The sequence below is a fragment of the Herbaspirillum sp. WGmk3 genome, from assembly GCF_023952535.1.
GTDB lineage: Bacteria > Pseudomonadota > Gammaproteobacteria > Burkholderiales > Burkholderiaceae_D > Herbaspirillum > Herbaspirillum huttiense.
Genome location: NZ_JAKYWT010000005.1, coordinates 1 through 13,078 on the forward strand (window position 1 = coordinate 1; position 13,078 = coordinate 13,078).

General features: G+C 60.1%; 8 protein-coding genes. 2 read left to right on the forward strand and 6 right to left on the reverse strand.

Features of this window, described 5'->3' with window-relative positions; genetic code table 11:
- Nucleotides 1-387 (forward strand): ABC transporter ATP-binding protein (locus MKD49_RS18600; RefSeq protein ID WP_252697032.1); only part of this gene is annotated, 387 nt, incomplete at its 5' end.
- A gap of 137 nt (nt 388-524) precedes the next feature.
- Here the strand turns inward: MKD49_RS18600 and MKD49_RS18605 are convergent.
- From MKD49_RS18605 to MKD49_RS18630, 6 genes are all read right to left on the reverse strand, one after another.
- A complete protein-coding gene (locus tag MKD49_RS18605) occupies nt 525-1,190 on the reverse strand; it encodes a hypothetical protein (RefSeq protein WP_252697043.1) in 666 nt (221 codons plus the stop codon).
- 336 nt (nt 1,191-1,526) lie between these two features.
- Nucleotides 1,527-2,237: a hypothetical protein gene (locus MKD49_RS18610; RefSeq protein WP_252697044.1), complete on the reverse strand. Its 711-nt coding sequence runs from the start codon at nt 2,235-2,237 to the stop codon at nt 1,527-1,529.
- A gap of 277 nt (nt 2,238-2,514) precedes the next feature.
- Nucleotides 2,515-3,237 carry a hypothetical protein gene (locus tag MKD49_RS18615; protein WP_252697045.1) on the reverse strand — a complete coding sequence of 241 codons (723 nt, stop codon included), beginning with the start codon at nt 3,235-3,237 and terminating at the stop codon, nt 2,515-2,517.
- A 14-nt stretch (nt 3,238-3,251) separates the two neighbouring features.
- Nucleotides 3,252-3,935: a hypothetical protein gene (locus MKD49_RS18620; protein ID WP_252697046.1), complete on the reverse strand. Its 684-nt coding sequence runs from the start codon at nt 3,933-3,935 to the stop codon at nt 3,252-3,254.
- Entirely contained in the window at nt 3,932-6,208 is a 2,277-nt protein-coding gene (locus MKD49_RS18625) for a peptidoglycan DD-metalloendopeptidase family protein (RefSeq protein ID WP_252697047.1), read from the reverse strand. Before MKD49_RS18625 ends, MKD49_RS18620 begins: the two co-directional genes overlap by 4 nt.
- 6 nt (nt 6,209-6,214) lie before the next feature.
- Complete coding sequence (locus MKD49_RS18630) at nt 6,215-8,977, reverse strand: type VI secretion system Vgr family protein (RefSeq protein ID WP_252697048.1); 2,763 nt, start codon at nt 8,975-8,977, stop codon at nt 6,215-6,217.
- Between the two features lie 360 nt (nt 8,978-9,337).
- Here MKD49_RS18630 and putA point away from each other — a divergent pair, with 360 nt between their 5' ends.
- On the forward strand, nt 9,338-13,036 hold the full coding sequence (gene putA, locus MKD49_RS18635) for a trifunctional transcriptional regulator/proline dehydrogenase/L-glutamate gamma-semialdehyde dehydrogenase (RefSeq protein ID WP_252697049.1): 3,699 nt from the start codon (nt 9,338-9,340) through the stop codon (nt 13,034-13,036).
- Nucleotides 13,037-13,078 lie beyond the last annotated feature (42 nt).

Sequence of the window (13,078 nt, forward strand, 5' to 3'; positions counted from 1 at the left end):
GGCCAGATCCAGGCCGACGTCGACCGCTGGTTCGAGGTCTTCCCGCGCCTGAAGGAACGTGCGGCGCAGATGGCGGGGACCTTGTCGGGCGGTGAACAGCAGATGCTGGCCATGGCGCGCGCGCTGATGAGCCATCCCAAGCTGCTGCTGCTGGATGAGCCCTCGATGGGCTTGTCGCCGATCATGGTGGAGAAGATTTTTGAAGTGATCCGCAATGTGTCGGCGCAGGGCATCACCATCCTGCTGGTGGAACAGAACGCCAAGCTGGCGCTGCAGGCGGCGCATCGCGGCTACGTGATGGAGTCGGGACTGATCACCATGGAAGGGCAGGCGCAGCAGATGCTGGATGATCCGCGGGTGAAGGCGGCTTATCTGGGTGAGGGATAAGTCGATCTATTATTCGTAAATGATATAAATCATTTGCGATACATCGACGAAAAAGCGCAGCCGAGGCTGCGCTTTTTTTCGTATAAATCTGGTGCTTCGTTTGGATGGGATCACGTATATACGGTGATGAGCAATCGCTATCGGCCAAACTCAATACTCTTGAGTGCTCGCATGAAATCTCGATAATGCAGTTCGTTCGGCTCCCGAGGATTACGGTCCCGGGCAAGGCAGGTGGCGAACTCCAGGCTGTTTTTCTGATTGCCGATCAGGGCGATGAAACATCGTTGTGGCCGTTTCGGTGCCGCATCGCCCATCTCCTTTCTGGTCGGCTCCGTGCGCCGCGTCCAGAGATAGCCGGTCCAGTCCTTGCCGCGAAGTTTCTCCCGCTTGATCTCATCTGGCCTGGTTGCCCAGAGAAAATCCACACCGTACTCGTTGAGCTGTATCGCATCGTCCCCCTGATCCAAGTCGCCAGTCCGCGCAGGGACGGCGATCCAGTCCGAGATGCCTGAACCGAGATAGTCCCGCGTCGATTGTCCCGAGAGAAAACCCTCCGTGAAGGCCAATAGCCCAGGTCCCGGAAAGTCCTGCGGATAATGGCCTATCTGCAGCACCTTGGCGCCAGGGTAGCGGGGAAGGTCCGCACAGGTGATGAAGGCAGCACTGCGGGGGAGTTGCATGTCGATCAGACAGGTCCGACGGACATCATCGCGAACTTCACGTGCGAAGGCTTCGCGGTTTCCCGCCATGCTGGTGGTTGCCAGCGAGGCCGTGATCAAGAGCGAGCAAAAGATCAGACACATGTTCAACGATATTCTCCTGCATGGAAGAACGCTTTTCCCGTGCGGACCAAAGTCATTTTCTCGACAATTCCGGAGAAGGATCTTAGGGCCTCGTTGTGTATGAATTGTTGAAGAAAGTATTCAATGCCTGGAATTACGTATCCGCGTTCGTCGAGACCCCTCGCGTATCCAGCCGAACTGAACGACGCAGGAAAATGGATTTGCGAATCGCAATCTTCCATTAGCTCCAATGGAAAATTTTCACGTTGCTTTGACTTGAAAGGAGTCGCCCAACTGGAGTCCGGCATAAGGAAACTAAGGAAGATCGCCATGAAAAATGCACTTGGACTCATTTATTCAACTGCCTTTGGAAAGGGAAAGATCTAAGGTGTCGAAAGTAATGCTGTAGATCATCTTCATGAAGTCATCCGCATCAAACTCAGCAGGGTCGGTTTTTTTTCCATTTCGGAAGATGCAGACGTCGGAAAAATGCAAGACCGTTGTTTCATTTCCCAAGATCGCTGTAAAACAAATGGTTGATTCAGAGAGACCCGGACAACCATCGTCCATCTGTTTCCTCTTGATTCTGCGGACAGGTTGCCATACATATCCACGCCAGCCATTCGCCTCGATTACCTTGATGGCGATGTCGTGCTTTGTCTTGGCACAAAGCCTGGCTATGTGTTTCTCAGTCAGATCTGGCAGCGGGGAGGGGCTAGCGTTCGTCCTCGAACCGATGGGAAGAACATCTCCCGAGGCACCATTGCGCAGGTACTCATCCAGGGAATCATTTGACACGATGGCCTCGATGTAGCGCGCAAAACCATTATGGACAAACTGATTCCTGAAATAGGTTACGGTGACCAACGCGTCTTCCTCTTCACGGAGATCTCCGGAGCAAGCTATCGAATAGGCGGCTTCGGGAATCACCATGTTCAGCCTGCAGCGTTTTTCGCCGGATGTGGATAGCGTGCGTGGCGGACGATCCTCGGTTTGAGAGAGCGCAACTGTTGGAAAGCCGGCGGCCACGAAGGTGGCGATACAGGCAATGGTTGGCCAAATAGTCATTCGGGCGGCCTCTGAATCGAATTGGGTATTGTGGAAGGGATTTTTGCAACTCCCAATATCAAAAGCAGATCAGCCAACGCGGCTTGGCGAGCTGGGAAACGGGTCGTCTCGCCGCCGCCAGCGCAACCTTGCGTGCCGCCGCCCAGGTCACACCGGCATTGGTACTGACCACCTGTAACTGAGCACCCGACTGGACATCAATGTCGCACTGCGCTCTTTTTCTTGGTGACGACGTACAGCGCATCCATGGATCCTTTGATGGTGCCATTGGCAATGGCTAATGGCCAAACTCAATGCTCTTCAATGCGCGCATGAAGTCTCGATAATGCAGTTCGTTCGGCGCTCGGGGATTACGGTCCCGCGCAAGGCAGGTGGCGAACTCCAGGCTGTTTTTCTGATTGCCGATCAGGGCGATGAAACATCGTTGTGGCCGTTTCGGTGCCGCATCGCCCATCTCCTTTCTGGTCGGCTCCGTGCGCCGCGTCCAGAGATAGCCGGTCCAGTCCTTGCCGCGGATCTTCTCCCGCTTGATTTCATCTTGTTGGGTGGCCCAGAGAAAATCCACACCGTACTCGTTGAGCTGTATCGCATCATCTTCCTGATCCAGCTGGGCAGTACGAGCAGGGACGGCGATCCAGTCGGAGATGCCCGAAGCGAGGTAGTCCCGCGTGGATTGTCCGGAGAGAAATCCTTCCGTATTCGCCAGCAGCCCGGGGCCGGGAAAGTCTTCTGGATAATGGCCCATCTGAAGTACCTTGGCACCAGGATAGTGTGCAAGCGCAGTGCATGTGATGATGGGTGAGCTGCTCGGTGGACGCATCGAAAAATGGCAGGTTTCCTTGATCCTGCGTTGCTTGAATTTGAAAAGAGTAGCTGCGTTAGCGGCGGCCGCATGGACGTGACAGCTTGACGCGAGACACAGCATCAGGAGCGAAATCAGTATCTTCACCGATGAGGATTTTTGGAGGGATCCGGGAGACAGGTTTGGTTCTGTGTTCATGGAAGGGGAAAGTCTCATTGACTATCGAAAGTGATGCTGTAGATCATCTTCATGAAGTCGCCCACATCGAACTCTGCTGGGTCGGTTTTTTTTCCATTACGCGGCAAGCAGATGAGATCCGAGTACAGCGTCACGGTCGTATTCCCGATGATCAGGAGAAAGCATTCCTTATCGATTGCATCGTAGGGACAATCCCGTACAAGGTCGCTCTTTTTCAGTCTGGATGATCTGCGCCAAAGGTAGCCTCGCCAGTTGTTGGCCGCGATCTTTTCTACCTGAACCTGTCTCATGCTCTTTACGCACAGGTCCTTCACTAATTGTTCGGTGAGATACAGTTCGTCGCCAGGGATTGATTCGCCGGTATCGTCATTTCTCTTGAGTTTTCCTTTTGCGCCGGATCCAACGAGCTTTTCTAAAGAATGATTGGTGATTCCCAAAGTAATCTGGCGAGCAAAGTCGTTATGCTCAAACTGATTCACGAAGTAGCTGATGCTCATCGCCCGGTAGGCATCGGTCAATTGCCGATCCCCACTGCAATTAACCCCGTCAATCGTATCGGCCAGAGTGAGTGCGAACCCGCAGCGATTCTGCATTTCCACATCCAGATAGATAGTTTCCTGGTAGACCGCTGCTGTGTCAGCGGAGAACGATATTGCTGCAAGCAGGGAGATTTTCGAGGCCGTGATAATCCAGCTCATTCTTTGTCCCTTCGCTGAGCTTGGACCTTCGCATTTTTCGTTTGTTTATAGTCTCCGAGTAGCTGCTCAAGATATGACAAATAGGCGAACCGTATTGCTAAATGCGTGTTGCCACCGTTCACAGCCTTTGTCACAAGCACACAACTCTCTTTTGAGAAGCCATTGTCCGTATGACGATTGATGTTGATCTTGATGTAGGACTTTGATACCCAATACTTCAACGCCGAATCAATCGTGTTATACGAGACGACAGCAATCAAGTCATTATGTTTTTCAGTCGTAAAGTCCATGCCGCGGTACTGCCCGTACTCGCTGTAGTTGGCTCGACCTGTTAGTTGAATCAACCCGCGCCCTTTAAATCGGTTTCCGTCGCCTGGTTGTGTATTGCCTAATTCCTTCGCCTTTTCTTTTACGACTTCGGGTCGATGCTTTTTATAGGCTTCGAGTTCGTACAGCGTCTTGGTTCCTTTGATATACACGAAGTGCAGCTTCCAAGCGGTACTGGATTTGTTGAGATAGTCTTGCTCGCATTCCTCTGGGGTAATGACTTCGTACATCGTTCTAAAATATCGCTCATTTCCTTTCTCGATGGCGGAAAAGAACAAATCTGACTCTTGCAGAACGTGACTAAAAAAATATGATGTACGTGTCGGTGACGCTGCTAGCAGATACTTTCGGGAAAGTAGATTCCAGTTTTTGTGGATATCTGCAGGCATCGTTCCCTTGTCCTTGATGGTGCCAGCAGTAAGCCTGGTCAGTGCTTCGTCCCAAGCCAGACCATAAGTAATATTGTCGACTTTTATCGCTCGTGGAATTATTTGCACCATTTCATCAAGGCACATCCATCCATTTCTTCTAAAGCTAAGTAAAAACTCACGCGGATTGAACCGCCACTTCGCCATCAATACCTCTTTGTGATCGATGCAAAGCGCCCTCGCATGTTTTTTGAATTGCTCAAATCCCTCGGCATTCAATCGCGCCGGCACACCATTCTCACTGCGTGTCAGCCATGACCATCGCGCTTCCAGCCTGGCCGCATCCCACTCACTTTCCACCCTGCAGATCAAGCGCGAAAGCCGCTGACGTGCAGTCTGGTCATCCAGTGCCTTCAAGGCTTCCTGTTCCGTCACCTTGCCGTCGCCATCCAGATCCAGCCAGCGGGAGACGGCGTTGGCTGCGCATCGGCTATCCACGGATCGGGAATGCTCTTCTTCCCTGACGAGTTGCCAGTGCTGCCAGGGCGGGAAGTCGGCATCGCTGTATTTACGGATTCCCGCGCCATTCAGATTGACCCAGCCTTTCCCTGTGGGCAGCGCAATCTCCCGCCAGTGCGGTACATCGGACGGTACCAGCGGATCAGGCCCCACGATCCTGCCGAAGCGCAGCAGTTCGTAAACTGCGCTGGGCGCCGGACGCTTGCCTTCGGGATAGGCCAGGCTGATCTTGTTGGCACTGGCGTAGAGGAGATATTCCGCTTCCGGCAAGCGGAGGGATTGCCCTATCCGTTCCCCATCCGCACGATAGGTCGTGATGAGCAGGTCGCCACGCTGTGCGGGCGCGCCGTCGCCTTCGGCATAACGCAGTCCGACGATCAACACCTCCTTGCTCAACTGCAGCGTTTCAGTGTCCGGCGGACTCTGATTGCGCTTTGGTTCTTTGGAATAGAGCCGTGTGCCCGCCGGTATCAGAAAATACATCTCACCGAAGAGCACATCGGTGCGTCCATCGCGGCTCAGGTACAGCTTGTTGTCGCTGCGTCCGATCAATTTTCCGAGGTTGACGTCATCGCAAGCGATCTCGAAGTGGATCAGTTTGCGTGAGCTGTCATGGCACTGGCCGGCCATCCCCAGCAGATCCTTGCGGTAGACTTTTTTGCCTGCCTTCATGCCAGGTTCCACTTGGCTCAGATGCATGTAGAGAGAATAGAAGACGATCTGGGTGGCCGCCGCACCCTCACCGATGTCGGTGTCATGGCGAATTACGATGCAACCATCATCGGTCCATCCCAGATAGTTCAGGGCATGTTCACCATTGTCGTTCTTTGGCGTGGCGCTACGACTGAAGATGACCGTGCCATCGGAAATGGCATGGACCCATTCCGTGCCCTTGGCGTGAGCTGGAGCCTGCACATGCAGGCCGCCATGCCAGTTGAGATCACGGCTGACAGGAAACAAGCCCTCGCCAGCCGGTGAATCGGGCAAGAGCGTGTTCAGCCATGCTGCGTCAGAGAGATTGCCAGGGCGGGGAGGCAGGAAGGGAGGGCTCAGCAGCATGGTGTCTCACTTTGAAAACGGTGACCGGTTGTTTTCCTGAAGAGGGGCTTTGGGTAAAAGAGGGAGTTCGAACTTCATGCGTGCGGCTCCCTCCAGCAGCTTTTGCCCCGCATGCACCGTCAGCGTCCCGGGACAGAGAACCGTAATATTCCCCCCATCAATGACGATGCCGGCCCCACCCGCCGTGGCCAGCGTGATCTTGCGCGCCGCCGCCCAGCTCACGCCGGCATTGGCACTGACCACCTGCAACTGGTCACGCGCCTGCACGGTCAAGCTCCCCGCCTGCGCCTGCACATCGATGTCGCGCTGTGCGGCAATCATCTGCAAGCCGATACCTTTGTCACCTGCAGCAGTGGCCCCGGCCAGCACGCCGATGGCCTGCTGCGTACGCACCCGCAAATGCTGCCCGCTGACGTGCTGCGCATCCTGGCCGGCAATGAGGCTCACGCTCCCGCCGTTGGCCATCTGCAGATGCTGGCCCGCCACCACGCCCAGCCCTTCCTTCGCAGCGACCTGGATCAGCGGCGTGCTGCTGGCAGGCAGGTCCTGCTGCGCGATCTCGGCTTGCGCGGCGATGGCCTTGTTGAGCGCTTCAAGCCCTTCGGCCATGCCTGCGGTGCGATGCGTGCGCGCCGCTTCATCGAAGGTCTTGCGTATCTGTGCAGCCTGCCGCACCATGGCCCGCTGCCCCATGTTGTCCCCGGCCGGATCGCGATGGCTTGCGTGATGTGCCACCCGGTAGCTGGAAAACAGGAGGCCCCGCCCCGCACGCATCACGCCGTAGGCATCGGTGCGCAATTCCACGCCCGTGCCACGGAAGCTGCCGCGATAATTGTCGGCACTGTGAATCAGGTGCCCGAGATTGAGCTCGCTACCGGCCTGGGTGCTCTTGAGCTGGATGCGGCCACGGCCGTCGCTGTCATCGAAGAGCAGCTGGTTGTACCCCCAGCCACCGAACTCCTTGGAGCGGATGCCCCATTGCGCCGCAGGATGGCGGTGCCCGTCCAGATCCGCGCTGGCACCATGCCAGGTCGGTGCGTTTCCCCCGGCAAGATTGCCCTGGCCGCCGATGGCGGTATCGCTGGCCCATTGAAATACCTGCGTGTTTGCAGAAAACTTCACCTCGCCTCCGGGCGTCGGCGCCACACCTCCCTCCCCACGGCCGTTGTAGAGGGCCCCCAGCACAATCGGTCGCTCCAGGTCGTTTTCAATGAACTGGACGAGCACTTCCTGCCCGATGCGCGGCAAGAACTGCATCCCCATGCCCGGTCCGGCACAGCGCTGGCCCACACGGACCCAGCAGGTGGCCCCCGCATCGCCATGCCGTCCCTGCCAGTGGAAACGGATGCGGATGCGGCCGAGATGGTCGCAGCAGATTTCGTCGGGACCATTTGGCGTGGTCTGGCCCTGATGGCCGACTACGATGGCGCTCTGGCTGCCCCGCGCCGATGCATGCGGCCGCCGCTCCAGACCGGTGCCATCGGCCAGCACGGGCCGCCAGACAATGTCAGCACGTATCGCCTCGAAGAGGTTGGCATGGCCCATGCGGTGAGCCAGATCGATCAGGCTGCGGTCCGGCGCCTGTATCTCGCCCACGGTGGCGGCCTTGAGGCAGGCATGGAGGGCGTCTTCCAGCAAGACCGGCAGGGGACCAAACAGCTCGGCCAGCGCCGCTTGCGTATCGGCGGGCAGGTTGTTGACGCCCACGCTGAGCACCGCCAGCACGGCGTATTCCTGCTCCTTGCCCGCCAGCGGCCCTTGCCTCAGGGTAAAGCGTGACCCGGCCCGCAAGCTGCGCACCGTGCTGCGTCCACGCCAGCACTTGTTGCGGGCTTCCGCGGCTTCCATCATCAGGCGTGCGTGGCGGTCTGCAGCATCGTCGTCATCGGTGACGGGCCCAGCGCTGTCATAGCTTTCCAGCCTGGGGGCAGCGCGGCCCCCGAAGTCGTGATGTGTGGGTATGCGGGCGGCGATGGCCTGTTTGTTCTGGTAGTCATAGGACAGCAGCGTGTAGCTGGCCGCCTGCAGGCTGCGGCATGCCGCCAGGGCCTGGATGCCGTCCTGCTGCTCCTGCTCGCGGGCCGCCTGGAAGCGGATGCCATCATGGGCCGCACTGGTGGGATCTTCCGGAAAAGCGCTGCGCGCGGCGCTGTCGGCAAAGATCACCAGCCGATGTCCCTGCGGGCTGGCATCATGTTCTTCGATGCGCCAGGAGAGCCCTTCGCCAGCGAGCAGCCGGCTGATGAAGTCCAGATGCGTCTGCCGGTACTGCACGGTGTAGCTGCGCGGCGGCAGATGGCGCAGGCAGGCCAGTGTATCGCTGCTCCAGCGCCAATCCGCATGGGGTGCACACTCGCGGAAGACTTCATCGACGACCTCGATGAGGCGCTTGTCCTGCCACACGCGGCCGGTAGCGGCTTGCGACAGCAGCCAGGGCCAGGGGGCCATGCGCAGGCGATAGCGACAGAATCCACCATCGCCGCCCAGCCTGGCCACTTCGTGGATGAAACCGCTGCTGCGACGCAGGCCGCCCTCGGCAAGACGTGTTTCCAGGGTGGCACGGCAACCCAGCAGGGAACCGGCCGCCGCCTCCGTATCCAGGCGTACGACGATCAGCTCGGTGGCGCCCACCGCATGCAGGGCCTCTGCCGCCGCCCAGGCTTCGACCAGGAAGCGGTCCTCGGGCTGGCCAGCGATCTCCAGACGATAGAGGCGCGTTGCCGCCGAGAAGGGGAGCAGACGAGAGAGCAACTGACTAGCGTGATCCATGACAAGCCCCAGGACAATGACGGGCCGTCATTCTTGTTCGGCAACTTCGTACTTCCAGAGAATCCAAGAAAATCCCGGGCAAAGCTCGAAAGGCACCGAAGAATGTTTCGAATAAATTGGGAATTGCCTCGCCAGGAGAGCAATGGCCCGGGCTCAGGCCAGCTCCGACCGTTCATCGCCCCGGAAGCCGCGACAGCACTGCGAAAGGCGCCATGGTGGTGCAATTGTGGAAAATTAAAAATCGTATAAATGAAATAGTCCGAATTAAATATTGGAGTGATGCATGAAATACAGAATTAATATTGGCATCAAGCACATAGAATCCGGTTGCCCATTTCCATCCCATTTCGACTCCAGACCATGACCACCGTCGCCTCCGCCGCCCCTGCGGCCTCCGCTTCCAGCCTGCCCTTTGGCACATTCCAGGCCGAGTTGCTGCCGGCCCCCAGCCCGCTGCGTGCGGCCATCACTGCCGCCTATCGCCGCGACGAGCGCGAGGCCGTGCAATGGCTGCTGCAGCAGGTGCAGGGCCAGCAGCCCTGGAAGGACGCCACCCAGCAACTGGCCAAGAAGCTGGTGCAGCAGGTGCGCGAGAAGCGCACCCGGTCCTCCGGCGTGGATGCGCTGATGCATGAATTCTCGCTGTCCTCCGAAGAAGGCGTGGCGCTGATGTGCCTGGCCGAAGCGCTGCTGCGCATCCCCGACCGCCAGACCGCCGACCGCCTCATCGCCGACAAGATCAGCAAGGGCGACTGGCGCAAGCACCTGGGCGAGTCGCCGTCGCTGTTCGTCAATGCCGCCACCTGGGGCTTGCTCATTACCGGCAAGCTGGTCTCCACCAGCAGCGAAAGCGGCCTCACGCAAGCCATCACGCGCCTGATCGGCAAGGGCGGCGAGCCGCTCATCCGCAAGGGCGTGGACCTGGCCATGCGCATGCTGGGCAACCAGTTCGTGACCGGCCAGACCATCGAAGAAGCGCTGGACAACAGCCGCGACAACGAAAAGCGCGGCTATCGCTATTCCTACGACATGCTGGGCGAAGCCGCCCTGACCATGCACGACGCCGATGCCTACTACCAGTCCTACGAGACCGCCATCCACGCCATCGGCCGCGCCTCCAATGGCCGCGGCATCAAGGATGGCCCGGGTATCTCGGTCAAGCTCTCGGCCCTGCATCCGCGCTACTCGCGCGCCCAGCATGCACGCGTCATGGGTGAACTGCTGCCGCGCCTGAAGCAGTTGCTGCTGCTGGCCAAGCAATACAACATTGGCCTGAACATCGACGCCGAAGAAGCCGACCGCCTCGAACTGTCGCTGGACATGATGGAAGCACTGGTGGCCGACCCCGACCTGGCCGGCTTCGACGGCCTGGGCTTCGTGGTGCAGGGCTACCAGAAGCGCTGCCCCTTCGTCATCGACTACCTGGTCGACCTGGCCCGCCGCAACGGCCGCCGCCTGATGATCCGCCTGGTCAAGGGTGCCTACTGGGACAGCGAAATCAAGCGCGCCCAGGTCGATGGCCTGGAGGGCTATCCGGTCTATACCCGCAAGGTGCATACCGACCTGTCCTACCTCACCTGCGCGCAAAAGCTGCTGGCCGCCACCGACGTCATCTATCCGCAATTCGCCACGCACAACGCCCACACGCTGGCGGCGATCTATCACTGGGCCAAGCAGCTCCAGGTCGACAACTACGAATTCCAGTGCCTGCACGGCATGGGCGAGACCCTGTACGACCAGGTCGTCGGTGCCGAGAATCTGGGCAAGGCCTGCCGCATCTATGCCCCGGTCGGTTCGCACCAGACCCTGCTGGCCTACCTGGTGCGCCGCCTGCTGGAAAACGGTGCCAATTCCTCCTTCGTCAACCAGATCGTCGACGAGGCCGTACCGCTGGACCGTCTGGTGGCCGATCCCATCGAGACCGTGCGCGCCCAGGGCGGCGTGCCGCATCCGGCCATCGCCTTGCCGCAGCAGCTGTATGGCCAGGAGCGCAAGAATTCTTCGGGTATCGATCTCTCCAATGAATCGCGCCTGCAGCAACTGGGTGAATTGTTCGTTTCCATGGCCCAGCGCCAGTGGCAGGCCGCACCGCTGATCGCGGGCGAGTTGGCTGCGCAGCCCGCACAGGCGGTGCGCAATCCGGCCGACCATCGTGAGATCGTGGGCCAGGTCAGCGAAGCCACCGTGGCCGATGTCGATACGGCGCTGACCGCTGCCACGGCCTACGCACCGCAATGGCAATCGACCCCGGCCGCCGAGCGCGCCGCCATGCTCGAACGCGCGGCCGACCTGCTGGAAGAACATATCGCCGAACTGATAGCACTGGCCGTGCGCGAAGCCGGCAAGTCGCTGCCCAATGCGATTGCGGAGGTGCGTGAGGCGGTCGACTTCCTGCGCTACTACGCCATCGCCTCGCGCCACGACGGCAACGTACTGGCCTGGGGCCCGGTGGTGTGCATCAGCCCGTGGAATTTCCCGCTGGCGATTTTCATCGGCGAGGTCAGCGCTGCGCTGGCCGCCGGCAACGTGGTGCTGGCCAAGCCGGCCGAGCAGACTGCGCTCATCGCCCATCGCGCCGTGCAACTGCTGCATGAGGCCGGTGTGCCGCGCGCGGCCCTGCAGCTGCTGCCGGGCCGGGGTGAGACCGTGGGTGCCGCACTGACCTCGGATGTGCGCGTCAAGGGCGTGATCTTCACCGGTTCCACCGAAGTGGCGCAGCTCATCAACCGCACCCTGGCCCAGCGCAAGCACGATGATGGCGACGGCAGCGGCGAACATGGCGATGTCCCGCTGATCGCCGAGACCGGCGGCCAGAATGCGCTCATCGTCGATTCCTCGGCGCTGGCCGAACAAGTCGTGCAGGACGTGCTGTCCTCGGCCTTCGACAGTGCCGGCCAGCGTTGTTCGGCCCTGCGCATCCTGTGCCTGCAGGAAGACATCGCCGACCGTACCCTGGAGATGCTCAAGGGCGCCATGGCCGAACTGCGCGTGGGCCGTCCGGACCGCCTCTCCACCGACATCGGCCCGGTCATCGATGCCGAGGCGCAGCAGAACCTGCTGGCCCACATCGAGCGCATGCGCAAGAGCGCGCGCGCCGTGCATCAGCTGCCGCTGGGCGAGGATTGCCGGCACGGCACCTTCGTGGCGCCGACCGTCATCGAGATCGACGACCTGGCGCAATTGCAGCGCGAAGTCTTCGGCCCCGTGCTGCACGTTCTGCGCTATCGGCGCGATGCGCTGCCACAGCTGATCGACGCCATCAACGCCACCGGCTATGGCCTGACCCTGGGCGTGCATTCGCGCATCGACGAGACCATCGATTTCGTGGCCCAGCGCGCGCACGTGGGCAACATCTACGTCAACCGCAACATCGTGGGCGCAGTGGTGGGGGTGCAGCCCTTCGGTGGCGAAGGCAAGTCCGGCACCGGTCCCAAGGCCGGTGGCCCGCTCTACCTCAAGCGCCTGCAGCGCCATGCGCAACTGCACGAGGAACTGACCCGCGCGCAACCGGCGCAAGTGCCCAACACCTTGCTGGACAGCCTGCTGGATTGGGCCCGCACCCATGGCCACGAGCGCCTGGCCGCCAGCGGTGAGCGCTATCACCGCGACAGCCTGCTGCAGCGCAGCCTGCTGCTGCCCGGCCCCACCGGCGAGCGCAATACCCTGGGCTTCGCCCCGCGCGGCCTGGTGCTGTGCGTGGCCGCCAGCGTCGGTACGCTCTTGAATCAACTGGCGGCGGCCTTTGCGACCGGCAATACGGTGGTGGTCGATGAGACCACTGCGGCGCTGTTGCCGGCCGGCCTGCCCGCGCCGGTGCGTGCGGCCATCCGCCGTGCCAGCCAGCTGGAGGCCGAAGCGCTGCAGGCCGCCCTGGTGGACAGCCACCAGGCTGCCGCATGGCGCGTGCGCCTGGCCGAGCGCGAAGGTGCGCTGGTGCCGTTGATCCTGTGCAGCGAAGACGGTGCCGTTCCCCTGTGGCGCTTGCTGGCTGAGCGCGCGCTGTGCGTCAACACCACGGCCGCCGGCGGCAATGCCAGCCTGATGACGATTTCGGTGTAATCGCTCCCGCTGCGTCAGACGGGCACCCCGGCCTTGTGGTCA

Coding starts and splice junctions, on each gene's coding strand:
- MKD49_RS18605 (WP_252697043.1), bottom strand. CDS start 1,190: ATGTGTCTGATCTTTTGCTCGCTCTTGATCACGGCCTCGCTGGCAACC.
- MKD49_RS18610 (WP_252697044.1), bottom strand. CDS start 2,237: ATGACTATTTGGCCAACCATTGCCTGTATCGCCACCTTCGTGGCCGCC.
- MKD49_RS18615 (WP_252697045.1), bottom strand. CDS start 3,237: ATGAACACAGAACCAAACCTGTCTCCCGGATCCCTCCAAAAATCCTCA.
- MKD49_RS18620 (WP_252697046.1), bottom strand. CDS start 3,935: ATGAGCTGGATTATCACGGCCTCGAAAATCTCCCTGCTTGCAGCAATA.
- MKD49_RS18625 (WP_252697047.1), bottom strand. CDS start 6,208: ATGCTGCTGAGCCCTCCCTTCCTGCCTCCCCGCCCTGGCAATCTCTCT.
- MKD49_RS18630 (WP_252697048.1), bottom strand. CDS start 8,977: ATGGATCACGCTAGTCAGTTGCTCTCTCGTCTGCTCCCCTTCTCGGCG.
- putA (WP_252697049.1), top strand. CDS start 9,338: ATGACCACCGTCGCCTCCGCCGCCCCTGCGGCCTCCGCTTCCAGCCTG.